17 protein-coding genes are annotated in these 17,601 nt (G+C 52.2%); 13 read left to right on the forward strand and 4 right to left on the reverse strand.

The genetic code is table 11. The features are described from left to right. The first annotated feature begins 234 nt into the window (after positions 1-234). Positions 235-1,746, forward strand: coding sequence for a cyclic diguanylate phosphodiesterase (locus F3J30_RS08185; protein ID WP_166716921.1), 1,512 nt, complete (start codon positions 235-237; stop codon positions 1,744-1,746). On the opposite strand, the gene F3J30_RS08190 is transcribed toward F3J30_RS08185, so the two are convergent. From F3J30_RS08190 to icd, 3 genes are all read right to left on the reverse strand, one after another. After that, positions 1,723-2,421, reverse strand: a complete 699-nt coding sequence (locus F3J30_RS08190; RefSeq protein ID WP_166716922.1) for a hypothetical protein — start codon at positions 2,419-2,421, stop codon at positions 1,723-1,725. The genes F3J30_RS08185 and F3J30_RS08190 overlap by 24 nt on opposite strands. 260 nt (positions 2,422-2,681) lie before the next feature. Then, positions 2,682-2,927 (reverse strand): YmjA family protein, encoded by a 246-nt coding sequence (locus tag F3J30_RS08195; protein WP_166717146.1) that lies wholly within the window; start codon positions 2,925-2,927, stop codon positions 2,682-2,684. Positions 2,928-3,061: 134 nt separating this feature from the next. Beyond that, a complete protein-coding gene (icd, locus tag F3J30_RS08200; RefSeq protein WP_014069829.1) occupies positions 3,062-4,312 on the reverse strand; it encodes an NADP-dependent isocitrate dehydrogenase in 1,251 nt (416 codons plus the stop codon). 117 nt (positions 4,313-4,429) lie between these two features. Between icd and rluE the strand changes: the two genes are divergently transcribed. The 8 genes from rluE (at position 4,430) to F3J30_RS08240 (ending at position 12,242) form a co-directional block, all read left to right on the forward strand. Continuing rightward, positions 4,430-5,083: a 23S rRNA pseudouridine(2457) synthase RluE gene (rluE, locus tag F3J30_RS08205; protein ID WP_166716923.1), complete on the forward strand. Its 654-nt coding sequence runs from the start codon at positions 4,430-4,432 to the stop codon at positions 5,081-5,083. Between the two features lie 10 nt (positions 5,084-5,093). Continuing rightward, on the forward strand, positions 5,094-5,567 hold the full coding sequence (locus F3J30_RS08210) for an NUDIX hydrolase (RefSeq protein WP_166716924.1): 474 nt from the start codon (positions 5,094-5,096) through the stop codon (positions 5,565-5,567). Between the two features lie 40 nt (positions 5,568-5,607). Beyond that, positions 5,608-6,720, forward strand: a complete 1,113-nt coding sequence (gene mnmA, locus F3J30_RS08215) for a tRNA 2-thiouridine(34) synthase MnmA (RefSeq protein ID WP_041162214.1) — start codon at positions 5,608-5,610, stop codon at positions 6,718-6,720. 28 nt (positions 6,721-6,748) lie between these two features. Then, entirely contained in the window at positions 6,749-7,378 is a 630-nt protein-coding gene (hflD, locus tag F3J30_RS08220) for a high frequency lysogenization protein HflD (RefSeq protein ID WP_014069825.1), read from the forward strand. Between the two features lie 19 nt (positions 7,379-7,397). Continuing rightward, on the forward strand, positions 7,398-8,768 hold the full coding sequence (gene purB, locus F3J30_RS08225; protein WP_166716925.1) for an adenylosuccinate lyase: 1,371 nt from the start codon (positions 7,398-7,400) through the stop codon (positions 8,766-8,768). 125 nt (positions 8,769-8,893) lie between these two features. Then, entirely contained in the window at positions 8,894-9,565 is a 672-nt protein-coding gene (gene phoP / locus F3J30_RS08230) for a two-component system response regulator PhoP (RefSeq protein WP_152084494.1), read from the forward strand. Continuing rightward, positions 9,566-11,029, forward strand: coding sequence for a two-component system sensor histidine kinase PhoQ (gene phoQ, locus F3J30_RS08235; protein ID WP_014069822.1), 1,464 nt, complete (start codon positions 9,566-9,568; stop codon positions 11,027-11,029). It abuts the gene before it with no gap. A 91-nt stretch (positions 11,030-11,120) separates the two neighbouring features. Beyond that, positions 11,121-12,242 carry a cupin domain-containing protein gene (locus F3J30_RS08240; protein WP_166716926.1) on the forward strand — a complete coding sequence of 374 codons (1,122 nt, stop codon included), beginning with the start codon at positions 11,121-11,123 and terminating at the stop codon, positions 12,240-12,242. A 66-nt stretch (positions 12,243-12,308) separates the two neighbouring features. Here the strand turns inward: F3J30_RS08240 and pepT are convergent, their stop codons facing one another. Continuing rightward, the gene (pepT, locus tag F3J30_RS08245; RefSeq protein ID WP_166716927.1) at positions 12,309-13,532 is read right to left on the reverse strand and encodes a peptidase T; all 1,224 of its coding nucleotides are present in this window, start codon (positions 13,530-13,532) and stop codon (positions 12,309-12,311) included. A 267-nt stretch (positions 13,533-13,799) separates the two neighbouring features. Here pepT and potA point away from each other — a divergent pair, with 267 nt between their 5' ends. From potA to potD, 4 genes are read left to right on the forward strand one after another with little or no spacing between them, the layout of a single operon-like run. After that, on the forward strand, positions 13,800-14,918 hold the full coding sequence (potA, locus tag F3J30_RS08250) for a spermidine/putrescine ABC transporter ATP-binding protein PotA (protein ID WP_166716928.1): 1,119 nt from the start codon (positions 13,800-13,802) through the stop codon (positions 14,916-14,918). Beyond that, positions 14,902-15,759, forward strand: a complete 858-nt coding sequence (gene potB / locus F3J30_RS08255; RefSeq protein ID WP_166716929.1) for a spermidine/putrescine ABC transporter permease PotB — start codon at positions 14,902-14,904, stop codon at positions 15,757-15,759. Before potA ends, potB begins: the two co-directional genes overlap by 17 nt. Then, complete coding sequence (gene potC / locus F3J30_RS08260) at positions 15,756-16,547, forward strand: spermidine/putrescine ABC transporter permease PotC (protein ID WP_014069817.1); 792 nt, start codon at positions 15,756-15,758, stop codon at positions 16,545-16,547. Before potB ends, potC begins: the two co-directional genes overlap by 4 nt. Beyond that, positions 16,544-17,578 (forward strand): spermidine/putrescine ABC transporter substrate-binding protein PotD, encoded by a 1,035-nt coding sequence (gene potD, locus F3J30_RS08265; protein ID WP_166716930.1) that lies wholly within the window; start codon positions 16,544-16,546, stop codon positions 17,576-17,578. Before potC ends, potD begins: the two co-directional genes overlap by 4 nt. Positions 17,579-17,601: the final 23 nt, after the last annotated feature.

Raw genomic sequence — 17,601 nt, forward strand, 5'->3', positions numbered from 1 at the left:
AGCATTTAGTTATGTTGAATTAGAGGGTTAGGCTAACTCAGCGCCGCTTATGAAGATAAATACAGCATAGCTGAGATCTCACCCACGAGCCTCGGGGAAACAGGAAAACTGATAGCGCCATCGCGGAACAAAACGCCATCCCGTAAAGTAACCTACCGTTATTACCAGGCTTGTGCCTTTTACTGCCTGTGTTAAGATTCTGAAAATCAGGAGGCAGAAAGGACGCAGAAAAAAATGAAGAAGATCATTGCGGTTTCACTCATTGCAATTTTTCTGGTCCTTCTCTCTTTTTATGCTGTGAATGCCATTATTCTGGAGCAACAGAAAAACAAGCAGCTTGAGATTTCAAATACCCTCCTGCAATACTCCGAAGGTTTATCCCAAAGCGTAGCAACCGCACTAAAAAGCGTGACCACACAGGGATGTGATAAAGCAAGCCTGGATAATTACCGAAAGTTAAAACTTGATAGTCTCTACTTCGGTGATATTGGTTTTATTGAGAACGGTAAAATTGCCTGTACCGCCTTCTGGGGAAAACTGACCACGCCCGTTAGCCTTCCTTCTGAATTACATAAAACGTCCAATGGTTTTATCCTGGCGCAGTTCTCGCAAAAAGATTTCTTTACCGGTAATGCGGCGATTTACAACAATATTATTATATTCACCTCACGCTATGCCTACGATAAATTTACCCCGGTCACCGCAAGCTACTCGTTAAGCTCAACCACCAAAGACCTCGGCAGAACATTTTTCACCGTCAATCCGGTTATCGAAAAAAGCAGCTGGCTTCCCTCTCGATTCTTTACCCTGACGATTACCCAGTGCAGCTCACGGTGGGATTTATGTGTGATTGTAAAGCATCATGATGCGGGTCTGGCGTCGTTATCCATAGCCATATTTATCCTGCTGACGGTCGTCTTATACTTTATCTGGATATCCATTTCGCTCTATTCGTTTCGGCTTTACGAAGACCGTTTCTCGCTGGAAAAGACGCTGGTCAAAGCCGTGAAAGCGAATACCATCGGCGTGCACTACCAGCCCATCGTCCGTCCGGGTGATAAAAAAATCGTCGGCGTTGAGGTGCTTTCCCGCTGGCAGGACAGTAACGCTATGGATGTATCACCCGAACTCTTTATCCCTCTCATTGAGAAGTTCGGGCTTTATGATAATTATTACACCAACATCATCAAGAAATCTTTCGCTGAGATATCCAGCCTCGCGAATGAACATCAGCTATTAATTTCATTGAACGTCGGGCGTATCGAAATTGAAGACGGGATGTTCAGTAAAATTTTGCGCCGGGAGTGCCTGCTCAACAACATTCCGTTGTCGCTGATAAAAATCGAGCTTTCTGAAAAAGCAGTTGCCCACCACGATATTCTTATTGATTTCTGTAAAGAGTTGAAATCAGTGGGGGTTAAAATATCTATCGATGATTTCGGCGTACAAAACTCGAATATTGCACGGCTGGCCAACCTCGAATATGACGAAATTAAAATAGACAAATCTCTCGTAGATGGCATTAATGAAAGCTATAAAAAAGATATCTTCGTTATCTTTTGCGATGCACTGTTAAAACTGAATAAAACGCTCGTTTTTGAAGGGGTGGAGAATGAAACACAATATGCGTTTATCTCTGAACGCTACCGAGACTCACTGATCCAGGGCTGGTATTTTTCAAAATCACTCAGCCGAGATGAACTGGCGAAAATCCTCACAGGCTCAGTCGACTTCCCCAACCGCTAGCGCAACGGGGTAACAGCGCGTCCAGTTGTAATTGATGCGCACCAGTTTGAGTTTTCCTGCAACCTCTCCGTACCGCTGTGATTCACGCTCGAGGAAGAACGACCTCAAAGACTCGGGTAAACGTTCCGCTCCATAGCGCAGCAGGGTCGTATGCCAGAATGGCGCGGGTAACGGTGTTTTCGCGTGACGCAGCAGCAATTCGTCTTTCCAGGTGGAATTCAGGATCTGCTCGCAAAAAGTCTGGCGAAGTGCTGGCGCGGGATTTTCGGGTATTCCGGCGAGCAGTAACTGCCCCGGCAGCGCCACCAGTCGTAAATCCCGGATAGTGATAGTTTGCCCCACAAAAGGTGGCCAGGCCCCAATCAGGCGATCTATCTTCGCGGGTAACGGTTCATTTTCTTCATATAACGGCAGCGTCAGCGGCACAAACGTGAAATGAAAACCACTCACCGGTTGAAGATCGGCCAGGCTGTCGTTTCGGGTCAAAGAATGGAGTTCACTGAACAGCGCTTTAATGAGGCCAGACATCTGCGGCTGAAAACCGGTCGCCAGCGCAAATTTCTGCGGTGCATAATACGCTTGTATCGGGTTGCCAGGATCGATACTCTCACGCCAAATCGCCCGCGTTTTCAGGTTGGTTGCGCTGTAGAGGTTGTCTAACTCAGGCATTTGCATTTCATATTCCAACAATAAAGCCGTCATATTCAGGCTGTAGATTAGCCTGGCAAAATCACTCATTTGGTAAAAACGTGAAACTATCTTTAGCGGTTCCCTTGATACTGTTTTTCCTGACGCTGATGTTCGCCCTGTTCGTCGAACAGCCCTCTTCGCACGTTGTACGAAAAAAATGCCTGTGGTCCGATAGCGTTATGCTGAGCTGCATAGCAAAACATCAGGGCAAAACGTTTTAAGCGTACGGCACGGCGCTTTCGCCGTTACTCGTTACCCCATTGATTCAGGAAGTTGGCGATATCATCAATGCGCAACGCATTAATGCCAGCTTCTCTGGCCATCTCTTGCTGCGCTTCTTCGCTGATTTCTTCGTTGTTCATTAAACGGGTCAGCAGCAGCTGGAAATAGTTCGCAAGCGAGTCACGCTCCACCTCGCTCACCGTCTCCGCGGCTTCTGTCGAATACTCATCTACGATGTCGTAGTATTTCAGGGGGATGTCGTTGTTCATCTTGTCTCTCATCTGGCGGTTAGCGGGTTCTACACTGCGCATCTTAAGGGTAAACGCCTGCTCCTTACAGATAAACAATACGAAAAAAAACGGGAACCCATCGGCTCCCGTTCTTGTTTAACCCAGAATCTGGATTACATGTTCGCGATAATCGCGTCGCCAAACTCTGAACATTTCAGCAGCTTAGCGCCTTCCATCAGACGTTCGAAATCGTAAGTTACGGTTTTCGCGTTAATCGCGCCTTCCATACCTTTAACGATCAGGTCTGCGGCTTCGAACCATTCCATATGACGCAGCATCATTTCTGCGGACAGGATGATAGAGCCTGGGTTCACTTTGTCCTGGCCTGCATATTTAGGCGCAGTACCGTGGGTCGCTTCGAACAGCGCGCACTCGTCACCAATGTTCGCGCCAGGGGCAATACCGATACCGCCAACCTGCGCCGCCAGGGCGTCAGAGATGTAGTCACCGTTCAGGTTCATACAGGCGATCACGTCGTACTCAGCAGGACGCAGCAGGATCTGTTGCAGGAACGCATCGGCGATCACATCTTTAATGATGATCTCTTTGCCGGTGTTCGGGTTCTTAATCTTCTGCCATGGGCCGCCGTCGATCAGCTCGCCGCCGAACTCTTCGGTCGCCAACTGGTAGCCCCAGTCTTTGAACGCGCCTTCGGTGAACTTCATGATGTTGCCTTTGTGAACCAGAGTCACAGAGTCACGGTCGTTGGTGATTGCGTATTCGATTGCTGCACGCACCAGACGCTTGGTCCCTTCTTCGGAGCACGGCTTGATGCCGATACCGCAATGTTCAGGGAAGCGGATTTTCTTCACGCCCATCTCTTCGCGCAGGAATTTGATCACTTTTTCTGCGTCGGCAGAGTCAGCTTTCCATTCGATACCTGCGTAGATGTCTTCTGAGTTTTCACGGAAGATAACCATATCGGTCAGTTCCGGGTGTTTCACCGGGCTTGGGGTGCCCTGGTAGTAACGCACAGGACGCAGACACACATACAGATCCAGTTCCTGACGCAGAGCCACGTTCAGGGAACGGATACCGCCACCGACTGGGGTGGTCAGTGGGCCTTTGATAGCAACACGGTAATCGCGGATCAGGTCCAGCGTTTCTGCTGGCAGCCAAACGTCCTGGCCATAAACTTGAGTAGATTTTTCACCGGTGTAAATTTCCATCCAGGAAATTTTACGCTCGCCTTTGTAGGCTTTCTCAACAGCGGCATCAACCACTTTCAGCATTGCAGGAGTAACGTCTACACCGATACCGTCACCTTCGATGAACGGGATTACCGGGTTGTTTGGAACGTTAATTTTGCCGTTTTGCAGGGTGATCTTTTTACCTTCCGCCGGAACAACTACTTTGCTTTCCATTAACCTCTCCTTCGAGCGCTTCTGGTTGTTACTGATCTTATGTTAATAAATTGTAATGAGCCTTTCGATAGTACCTGATTGTCTGCCGCCATGAAAGGTCTTCGTTATTAGGCTATAATGCGGCAATTGATAGAGCCTGAAAATACCATGAAGAAAACTTCTTTTAGAAATCACCGGGTTGAGCGATTCAGCTCACGACAAGACACCAGAAGAAAGCAAGAAACCCAGCCAAAGCGGGTGATTCTGTTCAATAAACCCTACGATGTTTTGCCGCAGTTTACCGATGAAGCCGGGCGCAGCACGTTGAAAGACTACATCCCCGTGCAGGGCGTCTACGCCGCCGGGCGTCTGGACCGTGACAGCGAAGGGTTACTGGTGTTAACCAACGACGGCGGGCTTCAGGCGCGCCTGACGCAGCCGGGTAAACGCACGGGTAAAATCTACTTTGTCCAGGTTGAAGGTGAACCTGACGAAGAAACGCTGGCCAGATTACGCACGGGCGTAACCTTAAATGATGGCCCCACCCTGCCCGCGGGTGTTGAGCTTGTGAGCGAGCCGGAGTGGCTCTGGCCGCGCAATCCCCCCATTCGTGAACGTAAAGCCATTCCCACCAGCTGGTTGAAAATCACCCTGTATGAGGGACGTAACCGCCAGGTCCGTCGCATGACGGCCCACGTAGGTTTCCCGACCCTGCGCCTTATTCGTTACGCAATGGGCGACTACACTCTGGACACTCTCGCGAACGGCGAATGGCGGGACGTTGCCCCTTAAAGGAGAAACCATGTTTAAACCTCATGTCACCGTTGCCTGTGTAGTGCACGCCCAGGGTAAATTTCTGGTCGTTGAAGAAACCATCAACGGAAAAGCGCTCTGGAACCAGCCAGCCGGCCATCTTGAAGCGGACGAAACGCTGGTGGAGGCGGCACGCCGCGAGCTGTGGGAAGAGACAGGCATTCATGCAGATCCGCAGCATTTCATTCGTCTGCATCAGTGGATTGCCCCCGATCGCACGCCGTTCCTGCGCTTCTTATTTGCCATTGAGCTTAGCGAAACGTGCGCCACTGAACCGCATGATGACGATATCGATCGTTGCCTGTGGGTCACTGCCGATGAGATCCTGAACGCGCCAAACCTGCGTTCACCGCTGGTTGCTGAGAGCATTCGTTGTTATCAGAACGGAAACCGGCTGCCGCTTGAGATCGTTGGAGAATTTAACTGGCCGTTTACAGAGGGTGTCAATGGTGGGGGCGCGTGATAGAATACGCCGCCTTGAAGTTCAATGTCGTGAGTATTCCATGTCAGATAACAGCCAGAAAAAAGTGATCGTCGGCATGTCCGGCGGTGTCGATTCCTCCGTTTCCGCCTACCTGTTGCAACAACAGGGCTATAAGGTGGAGGGCCTGTTCATGAAGAACTGGGAGGAAGACGATGGCGAGGAATACTGTACAGCCGCAGCGGATCTCGCCGATGCGCAGGCCGTGTGCGATAAGCTCGGCATCGAACTGCATACCGTTAACTTTGCCGCAGAATACTGGGACAACGTATTTGAACTCTTCCTTGAAGAGTACAAAGCCGGCCGTACCCCAAACCCGGATATTCTGTGCAACAAAGAGATCAAATTTAAAGCCTTCCTGGAATTCGCCGCAGAAGATCTGGGCGCAGATTACATTGCGACCGGGCACTACGTGCGTCGCGCAGATGTGAATGGCAAAAGCCAGCTGCTGCGTGGCCTGGATGGCAACAAAGATCAGAGCTACTTCCTTTATACACTCAGCCACGAGCAGATTGCCCAGAGCCTGTTCCCGGTCGGCGAGCTGGAAAAACCAGAAGTGCGTAAAATTGCCGAAGAGCTTGATCTCATCACCGCGAAGAAAAAAGATTCCACCGGCATCTGTTTTATCGGCGAGCGTAAATTCCGTGAGTTCCTCGGTCGCTATCTGCCTGCCCAGCCGGGTAAAATTGTCACCGTTGACGGTGAAGAGATTGGCCAGCATCAGGGCCTGATGTACCACACCCTCGGCCAGCGTAAAGGTCTGGGAATCGGCGGTACCAAAGAAGGTAGCGAAGATCCGTGGTACGTCGTCGACAAAGATGTCGAAAACAATATCCTGATCGTGGCTCAGGGCCATGATCACCCGCGCCTGATGTCCGTTGGCCTTATTGCCCAACAGCTGCACTGGGTGGATCGTGAGCCGGTAACCGGCACGCTGCGTTGCACTGTAAAAACGCGTTACCGTCAGACCGATATTCCTTGCACTGTTACCGCACTGGATGACGATCGCATCGAAGTGCGTTTCGACGAACCTGTTGCTGCCGTCACCCCGGGTCAGTCTGCCGTTTTCTATAGCGGTGAAATTTGCCTGGGTGGTGGGATCATCGAACAGCGCCTGCCGCTGCCCGCTGTTTAACAGCGATTGCACACATAAAGGAGAACGTGTGGCGAAGAATTATTACGACATCACCCTGGCGCTGGCGGGAATTTGCCAGTCGGCCCGTCTGGTGCAACAGCTTGCGCATCAGGGTCATTGCGACGCTGATGCCCTGCACGTTTCACTGAACAGCGTAATTGACCTTAACCCTGGCTCTACGCTGGGTGTTTTCGGTGGCAGTGAAACCAATCTTCGCCTCGGTCTTGAAACGCTGCTCGGCGTTCTTAACGCCAGCAATCGTCAGGGCCTAAACGCGGAACTGACCCGTTACACGTTAAGCCTGATGGTACTGGAACGGAAATTAAATGCAGCCAAAGGGGCTCTGGATACCCTCGGCGACCGCATTGGCGGGTTACAGCGTCAGCTCGATCACTTCGATCTGCAATCTGAAACCCTGCTGAGCGCCATGGCAGGCATCTATGTTGATGTGGTAAGCCCGCTGGGGCCGCGCATCCAGGTCACCGGCTCCCCTGCCGTGTTGCAAAGTCCACAAGTGCAGGCGAAGGTTCGCGCCTCACTGCTGGCTGGTATTCGTGCTGCCGTTCTGTGGCATCAGGTCGGCGGTGGCCGCCTGCAATTAATGTTTTCTCGTAATCGCCTGACAACTCAGGCAAAACAAATTCTTGCTCATTGTTAACCTCCCGGAGTTGCGAATTATGGAATTATCCTCACTGACCGCCGTTTCCCCTGTCGACGGACGCTACGGCGATAAAGTCAGCGCGCTGCGCGGGATCTTCAGCGAATATGGTCTGCTGAAGTTCCGTGTACAGGTTGAAGTACGCTGGCTACAAAAGCTGGCCGCCCAGGCAGCAATCAAGGAAGTTCCTGCTTTTGACGCCCAGGCAAACGATTACCTTGATAAAATCGTTGCTGACTTCAACGAAGAAGATGCCGCGCGCATTAAAACCATCGAACGCACCACCAACCATGACGTGAAAGCGGTTGAGTATTTCCTGAAAGAGAAAGTGGCCGCCGTGCCTGCTCTGCACGCGGTGTCTGAATTCATTCACTTCGCCTGCACATCAGAAGATATCAACAACCTGTCTCACGCGCTGATGCTCTCTACCGCGCGCAAAGACGTGGTTCTGCCTTACTGGCGCAAAATCATCGATGCGGTAAAAGCCCTGACCGTTGAATATCGTGATATTCCGCTGCTTTCCCGTACTCACGGCCAGCCAGCTACCCCATCCACCATGGGTAAAGAGATGGCAAACGTGGCGTACCGTATGGAGCGCCAGTACCGCCAGCTGGAGCAAGTTGAAATTCTGGGTAAAATCAACGGTGCGGTCGGTAACTACAACGCCCACATCGCCGCTTACCCTGAAGTTGACTGGCACCAGTTCAGCGAAGAGTTCGTCACTTCTCTGGGTATTCAGTGGAACCCGTACACGACACAGATTGAGCCGCACGACTACATCGCCGAGCTGTTTGATTGCATCGCGCGTTTCAACACCATTCTGATCGACTTCGATCGTGACGTGTGGGGTTACATCGCACTGAACCACTTCAAGCAGAAAACCATCGCCGGCGAAATCGGCTCTTCCACCATGCCGCATAAAGTGAACCCAATTGACTTCGAAAACTCCGAAGGCAACCTGGGCCTGGCAAACGCCGTACTGCAACATATGGCGAGCAAACTGCCGGTTTCTCGCTGGCAGCGTGACCTGACCGACTCCACCGTTCTGCGTAACCTGGGCGTGGGTATCGGCTATGCGCTGATCGCTTACCAGTCCACCCTGAAGGGCGTGAGCAAACTGGAAGTGAACCGCGACCGTCTGCTGGACGAACTGGATCACAACTGGGAAGTCCTCGCAGAGCCAATCCAGACCGTTATGCGTCGTTACGGCATTGAAAAGCCATACGAAAAACTGAAAGAACTGACCCGCGGTAAGCGCGTTGACGCTGAAGGCATGAAACAGTTTATCGACAGCCTGGCACTGCCGGAAGAAGAGAAGACTCGCCTGAAAGAGATGACCCCGGCGAATTACATCGGTCGCGCCATCACTATGGTTGATGAACTGAAGTAGTCCTCCCTCTACCCTCTTTCCGCCCGGAAAGAGGGTTGCTTTTCCCCGGTTTAATAAATGTTTATCCCCACAACAACATAATCGGCGTTAAACTATTCATACCATTAATTTAGGGAGAAGAGATGATGCGCGTATTGGTTGTTGAGGATAATGCATTGCTACGCCATCACCTGAAAGTACAACTTCAGGAGATGGGACATCAGGTGGACGATGCCGAAGATGCAAAAGAAGCCGATTATTATCTCAATGAACACCTGCCGGATATTGCCATCGTCGATTTAGGATTACCGGATGAAGATGGTCTGTCGCTGATCCGCCGCTGGCGCAGTCATGACGTGTCACTGCCGGTTCTGGTTTTAACCGCCCGTGAAGGCTGGCAGGATAAAGTCGAAGTGCTCAGTGCTGGCGCAGATGACTACGTGACCAAGCCGTTCCATATTGAAGAAGTGGCCGCGCGGATGCAGGCGCTTTTGCGCCGTAACAGCGGGCTGGCATCGCAGGTTATCTCTATTCCACCCTTCCAGGTTGATCTCTCACGCCGTGAATTTTCCATTAATGACGAGGTCATCAAACTCACCGCGTTTGAGTACACCATCATGGAAACGCTGATCCGCAATAGCGGTAAAGTGGTGAGCAAAGATTCGCTGATGCTCCAGCTTTATCCGGATGCCGAGCTGCGTGAGAGCCACACCATTGATGTGCTGATGGGTCGTTTACGTAAGAAAATTCAGGCCCAGTATCCACAGGATGTGATAACCACCGTTCGTGGTCAGGGTTATCTGTTCGAATTACGCTAAATGAAAGGGATACTCCGCCACATTTTACCCCTCTCGCTGCGGGTTCGTTTTCTGCTGGCAACCGCCGCCGTTGTGCTGGTGCTCTCCTTGTCTTATGGCATGGTTGCCCTGGTCGGGTATAGCGTAAGTTTTGATAAAACCACGTTTCGCCTGCTGCGCGGTGAAAGTAATCTGTTTTACACCCTGGCAAAGTGGGAAGATAACCACATCAGCGTGGACATGCCGGAAAACCTGAATCAGCAAAGCCCCACCATGGCACTGATTTACAACGAAAAGGGTAAGTTACTGTGGGCACAGCGTGATGTTCCCTGGCTTGTCCAGCGCATCCGCCCTGAGTGGCTCAAAACCAACGGCTTTCATGAAATTGAAGCCGATCTTAACGCCTCCAGCACCTTGATCCGTAACGATCTCTCCCTTCAGCAGAAACTCGATGAGATCCGTGCAGATGATAACGAAACGGAGATGACCCACTCCGTCGCCATTAACCTGTATCCTGCGACAACCCAGATGCCGCAACTGACTATCGTGGTGATCGACACCATTCCGGTTGAACTGAAACGTTCCTATATGGTGTGGAGCTGGTTCATTTACGTTCTGGCTGCCAACCTGTTGCTGGTCATCCCCCTGCTTTGGCTGGCTGCCTGGTGGAGCCTGCGCCCTATAGAATCGCTGGCGAAAGAGGTGCGTGAACTGGAAGAGCATCACCGTGAGAAGCTCAACCCGGACACCACCCGTGAACTGACAAGCCTGGTGCGCAACCTTAACCGCCTGCTGAAAAGCGAGCGCGAGCGCTACGATAAATACCGCACCACCCTCACTGACCTTACACACAGCCTGAAAACACCGCTCGCCGTGATGCAAAGCACGTTGCGATCAATGCGCAGCGCAAAGCTGAGCGTCGATGACGCCGAGCCGGTGATGCTTGAGCAGATCAGCCGTATTTCCCAGCAAATCGGCTATTACCTGCATCGTGCCAGTATGCGTTCAGGTAGCGCATTGCTAAGCCGTGAACTGCATCCGGTTGCCCCACTGCTGGATAACCTCACCTCCGCGCTGAACAAGGTTTATCAACGCAAAGGGGTGAATATCAGCCTCGATATTTCCCCGGAAATCAGCTTTGTGGGTGAGAAAAATGATTTTATGGAAGTGATGGGGAACCTGCTCGACAACGCGTGCAAATATTGCCTGGAATTTGTTGAGGTGTCTGCCCGACAGACGGAAAACGAACTGCATATTATTGTTGAGGATGACGGCCCGGGAATTCCGCGCAATAAACGTGATGTCGTTTTTGACCGCGGGCAACGTGCCGACACGCTGCGCCCGGGCCAGGGCGTTGGCTTATCCGTCGCGCTGGAGATTGTTGATCAATACGATGGCAAGATTGAAACCGGCGAAAGCTTGCTGGGTGGCGCGCGAATGGAAGTTATTTTTGGTCGTCAACAACCCACATTGAACGATAGTTAATCCGTTATGTGAAAAATGCGAGGATCTCGCACCCAGGCTCTGCTGCTTCCGTTATAATCCGTTTCAGTAAGAGCCTGCGGAATAAAAAAATATGGAATATCACTTAACACTTAACTGGCCCGAATTTATTGAACGCTACTGGCAAAAACGCCCGGTCGTTCTGAAACGCGGGATCAGCAATTTCATCGACCCCATCTCCCCTGATGAGCTGGCCGGCCTGGCAATGGAAAACGAAGTGGACAGCCGCCTGGTCAGTCACCAGGACGGGAAATGGCAAGTCAGCCACGGCCCATTCGAAAGCTACGATCACCTGGGTGAAAACAACTGGTCTTTACTGGTTCAGGCGGTGAACAACTGGCATGAACCTACCGCAGCGTTAATGCGTCCGTTTCGCGCCCTGCCCGACTGGCGAATGGACGATCTGATGATCTCCTTCTCCGTTCCCGGCGGCGGCGTTGGTCCGCATCTGGATCAGTACGACGTGTTTATCATTCAGGGTACCGGTCGCCGCCGCTGGCGCGTCGGTGAGAAAGTGCCGATGAAACAGCACTGCCCGCATCCGGACCTGCTTCAGGTAGATCCATTTGAAGGGATTATCGACGAGGAGCTGGAGCCTGGCGACATTCTCTATATTCCGCCTGGATTCCCGCATGAAGGTTACTCCCTGGAAAACTCCCTGAACTATTCCGTTGGTTTCCGCGCGCCAAGTGGCCGGGAGATGATCAGCGGTTTTGCCGACTACGTGTTGCAGCGTGAGCTGGGCAGCTATCGTTACAGCGACCCGGATGTGCCGGCACGTGAGCATCCCGCCGATATTCTGCCGCAGGAGCTGGATAAGCTGCGCGGGATGATGCTGGATTTGATTAACGAACCTGAACATTTCAGACAATGGTTTGGTGAGTTTATCAGCCAGTCCCGTCACGAGCTGGACGTAGCGCCGCCGGAGCCGCCGTATCAGGCCGACGAGATTTATGATGCGCTGCAACAGGGCGATAAGCTGGTACGCCTCGGAGGATTGCGCGTGCTGCGCATTGGCGAAGATGTTTTCGTTAACGGCGAGAAGCTGGATTCTCCGCACCGCCCGGCGCTTGAATCCATTGCCAGCCACATGGTGCTGACTGCGGATACCTTTGGCGATGCGCTGGAAGACCCGTCATTCCTCGCAATGCTGGCCGCGCTGGTGAACAGCGGGTATTGGTTCTTTGAGGACTGAGTGTTGAAATGTGCCGGGTGGCGGCTTCGCCTTACCCGGCCAACAAAACCTCACACTGCCTTGTGGCTACCGTTTCGCCGTTAACTCCGCGATCCGCACGATCACTTTCACCGCTTTCTCCATGCCTTCCAGCGTCACAAACTCGTGTTTGCCGTGGTAGTTATACCCGCCAGTAAACAGGTTCGGGCACGGCAGCCCCATGAACGAAAGCTGCGAGCCGTCGGTGCCGCCGCGAATTGGTTTCAGCAAAGGCTCAATGTCGCAGTCACGCATCGCCTGCTGGGCGATATCAAGGATATGCGGATGCTCCATCACTTTCTCGCGCATATTGTAATAGCTGTCTTCAATGATCAGCTCAATATAGCAATCAGGATGCAGCCCCTTGCCTACCTTTTTGGCGATCTCCATCATCTTGCGCTTGCGCGCTTCAAAGGCTTTACGATCAAAATCGCGGACGATGTAGTGCATCTGCGCGCTGTCCACGGTGCCTTTGATGCTGGTCAGATGATAGAACCCCTCATAGCCATCGGTCAGCTCCGGGCTCTCTTCTGCCGGGACTTCTGCATGAATGCGAGAGGCCAGCGACAACGCATTCACCATCACCCCTTTTGCAGAGCCTGGATGCACGTTGTTGCCCACAATTTTAATGGTGACCGACGCCGCATTGAAGTTTTCAAACTCCAGTTCGCCAACGCCGCCGCCGTCGACGGTATAGGCCCACTGCGCGTTAAAGGCTTCAACATCAAAATGCTTCGCGCCTTTACCCACCTCTTCATCTGGCGTGAACGCCACGCGGATATCGCCGTGCGGGATATTTTTGCCTTTCAGTACAGCCAGCGCGGTCATGATCTCGGCAACACCGGCTTTGTCATCCGCACCCAGCAGGGTTTTACCGTCGGTGGTGATCAGCGTTTGCCCCAGCAACTGATGCAATACCGGGAACATCACCGGGGAGAGCACTTCGTCGCCAATACCCAGCGCAATATCACCGCCACGATAGTTTTCGACAATCTGCGGATTAACATGCTTACCGCTAAAATCCGGTGAGGTATCGACATGGGAGATAAAGCCGATGGCCGGGATATCTGCGTCGATATTCGCAGGCAGCGTTCCCATCACAGTGCCTTTATCGCTGAGTGTGACGTTGACCAGCCCCAACTCCTCGAGTTGCCCTTTCAGCAGGTTTAATAACTTCCACTGGCCTTCGGTGCTCGGCACCTGCCGGACGCCCGGTTTAGATTGGGTATCCAGCGATACGTACTGTAAAAAACGCTCAAGTAATTTATCCATGCAGTCACCCTCACTTTTTGTGACAACATTATCAATAAGCATCAAAACGCAAATATTGCGTCAGGTCACTTTTATCCCGCAAACGAGAATTTTTTCCGTTTATGCTGAGGTGCGATAATAAATGTAGCTTATGAATCAGTGACAAGGATTGGCGATTACAGTGGTTTGCCGTAGAATGTCCGCCCTCATTACGAGTCACCAAGGTGGTTACACACAAACCCCGCTTCGGAGTGCCACCCGGAGCGTCTATATGGGACAGCGCAAAAATTGAATACACAACCCCGTTCCCTTTCACCGCTGGTGCAACTGGAACGAATTCGTAAAAGCTTTGATGGTAAAGACGTAATTTCCGATCTCAATCTGACCATCAATGACGGTGAGTTTCTTACGCTGCTTGGCCCTTCAGGCTGCGGCAAGACAACCGTACTGCGCCTTATCGCCGGGCTGGAAAATGTCGATAACGGCCACATCCATCTTGAGAACCTCGATATCACGCAGGTTCCTGCCGAAGAACGTCACGTCAATACCGTCTTTCAGAGCTATGCCCTGTTCCCGCACATGACCGTGTTTGAGAACGTGGCGTTTGGCCTGCGGATGCAAAAAACGCCAGCAAACGAGATCCCACCTCGCGTGACCGATGCGCTGAAGATGGTGCAACTGGAAGAGTTTGCCCAGCGTAAACCGCATCAGCTTTCCGGTGGTCAACAGCAGCGCGTCGCCATTGCGCGCGCCGTGGTCAACAAGCCACGCCTGCTGCTACTGGATGAATCCCTCTCAGCGCTGGATTATAAACTGCGCAAACAGATGCAAAACGAGCTGAAAGCACTGCAACGTAAGCTTGGCATCACCTTTGTCTTCGTGACCCACGATCAGGAAGAAGCGCTCACTATGTCAGATCGCATTGTGGTGATGCGGGACGGCAAAATTGAGCAAGACGGCACGCCGCGCGAAATCTACGAAGAGCCGAAAAACCTGTTTGTGGCAAGCTTCATCGGCGAGATCAACATCTTCAACGCAACGGTCATTGAGCGTCTGGACGAACAGCGGGTGCGGGCAAACGTTGAAGGCCGTGAATGTAATATCTACGTGAGCTTTGATGTTCAGTCGGGGCAGAAACTGAATGTCCTGCTGCGTCCGGAAGACTTGCGCGTCGATGAGATCCACCATCAGGCGGATGCCGAAGGCCTTATCGGCTACATCCGCGAACGGAACTACAAAGGGATGACCCTGGAGTCCGTGGTTGAGCTGGAAAACGGCAAAATGGTGATGGTCAGCGAATTCTTTAACGAGGACGACCCTGACTTTGACCACTCCCTAGATCAGAAAATGGTTATTAACTGGGTAGAAAGCTGGGAGGTTGTACTGGCTGATGAAGAACACAAGTAAATTCCAGAATGTGGTGATTGCCACTATCGTCGGTTGGCTTGTGTTGTTTGTCTTTTTACCCAACCTGATGATTATCGCGACCAGCTTCTTAACCCGTGACGATGCCAATTTCGTGTCGCTGGTCTTCACGCTGGACAATTACTCGCGCCTGCTCGACCCGCTCTATTTTGAGGTGCTGCTGCACTCACTCAATATGGCGCTGATCGCGACCGTCGCCTGTCTGGTGTTGGGCTATCCCTTTGCGTGGTTTCTGGCGCGCCTGCCGCAGAAAGTGCGCCCCCTGCTGCTGTTTTTACTGATTGTTCCCTTCTGGACCAACTCATTAATCCGTATTTACGGGCTGAAGTTATTCCTCAGTACTAAAGGGTACATGAATGAATTTCTGCTGTGGCTTGGGGTGATCGATACGCCTGTGCGTATCATGTTTACGCCGGGCGCAGTCATCATTGGCCTGGTGTACATATTGCTGCCGTTTATGGTGATGCCGCTCTACTCCAGCATTGAGAAGCTCGACAAACCGCTGCTGGAAGCCGCGAAGGATCTGGGTGCGGGTAAGCTGCAAACCTTTATCCGCATTATCATTCCGCTGACTATGCCGGGCATTATTGCCGGATGTCTGCTGGTGATGCTGCCAGCCATGGGGCTATTCTACGTTTCCGACCTGATGGGCGGCGCGAAAAACCTGCTCATTGGTAACGTCATTAAGAGCCAGTTCCTGAACATCCGTGACTGGCCGTTCGGCTCTGCCACCAGCATTACCCTCACGCTGGTAATGGGCCTGATGCTGCTGGTGTACTGGCGCGCCGCACGTTTACTGAATAAGAAGGTGGAACTCGAATGATCGGTCGACTGCTTCGCGGCGGTTTTATGACCGCCATTTATGCCTACTTATACATCCCGATTATCATTTTGATCGTGAACTCGTTTAACAGCTCGCGCTTCGGGATCAACTGGCAAGGTTTCACGACCAAATGGTACAGCCTGTTAATGAACAACGACAGCCTGTTGCAGGCGGCTCAGCACTCGCTGACGATGGCTATCGTCTCAGCCACCTTTGCCACGCTGATAGGCTCCCTGACCGCGGTTGCGCTCTATCGCTATCGCTTTCGCGGTAAACCGTTTGTCAGTGGGATGTTGTTTGTGGTGATGATGTCGCCGGATATCGTGATGGCGATTTCACTGCTGGTGCTGTTTATGCTGCTGGGCGTACAGCTGGGGTTCTGGTCGCTGCTGTTTTCCCATATCACCTTCTGCCTGCCGTTTGTGGTGGTCACTGTTTACTCGCGTCTGAAAGGGTTTGACGTCAGGATGCTTGAAGCAGCGAAGGATCTGGGCGCCAGCGAGATAACTATCCTGCGCAAGATCATTCTGCCGCTGGCAATGCCTGCCGTTGCCGCCGGGTGGCTGCTGAGCTTTACCCTGTCGATGGATGACGTTGTGGTCTCCTCTTTCGTGACCGGGCCTGGCTATGAAATTCTGCCATTGAAGATTTACTCGATGGTGAAAGTCGGCGTTTCACCTGAGGTGAATGCGCTGGCGACTATTCTGTTGGTGTTATCGCTGGTTCTGGTTATTGCCAGCCAGCTTGTTGCGCGTGATAAAACAAAATCTCTGGGGACATCGAAATGAAAAAAATGTTTGCCGCTGCGGCGCTGGTGCTGGGTATGAGCGCGGCGCACGCTGATGACAGCAAGACACTCTATTTCTACAACTGGACCGAGTATGTGCCGCCGGGCCTGCTGGAACAGTTCACCAAAGAAACCGGTATCAAGGTTATCTATTCCACCTATGAGTCGAATGAAACCATGTACGCCAAGCTCAAAACGTACAAAGACGGTGCTTACGACCTGGTGGTTCCATCGACCTATTTCGTCGACAAAATGCGTAAAGAGGGCATGATCCAGAAGATCGATAAAACGAAGTTGTCCCACTTCAATAACCTCGATCCGCAGATGCTCAACAAGCCGTTCGACCCGAATAACGACTACTCTATTCCGTATATCTGGGGAGCAACCGCCATTGGGATCAACAGCGATGCCATTGGCCCGAAAACCGTCACCAGCTGGGCAGATCTGTGGAAACCTGAGTATAAAGGCAGCCTGCTGTTGACCGACGATGCGCGTGAAGTGTTCCAGATGGCGCTGCGTAAGCTCGGGTATTCCGGTAACACCACCGATCCGAAAGAGATTGAAGCTGCCTATAACGAGCTGAAAAAACTGATGCCAAATGTGGCGGCATTCAACTCTGATAACCCGGCTAACCCGTATATGGAAGGTGAAGTAAACCTGGGGATGGTCTGGAATGGCTCCGCCTGGGTTGCGCGTCAGGCCGGTACGCCGCTGACGGTGGTCTGGCCAAAAGAAGGCGGGATCTTCTGGATGGACAGCCTCTCTATCCCGTCTAACGCCAAAAACGTTGAAGGTGCCCTTAAGCTTATCAACTTCCTGCTGCGCCCGGACGTGGCAAAACAGGTTGCCGAAACCATCGGTTATCCCACGCCAAACCTGGCAGCGCGTAAACTACTGAGCCCGGAAGTTGCCAACGATAAGTCTCTGTATCCGGATGCCGACACAATCAGTAAAGGCGAATGGCAGAATGATGTTGGCGACGCGAGCCGCATTTACGAAGACTACTACCAGAAGTTAAAAGCTGGCCGCTAACCGGCGTCACGCTCTTCCTCACT

It is taken from the genome of Enterobacter sp. Tr-810 (assembly GCF_011752765.1).
In the GTDB taxonomy this organism is placed as follows: Bacteria; Pseudomonadota; Gammaproteobacteria; order Enterobacterales; family Enterobacteriaceae; genus Enterobacter; species Enterobacter soli.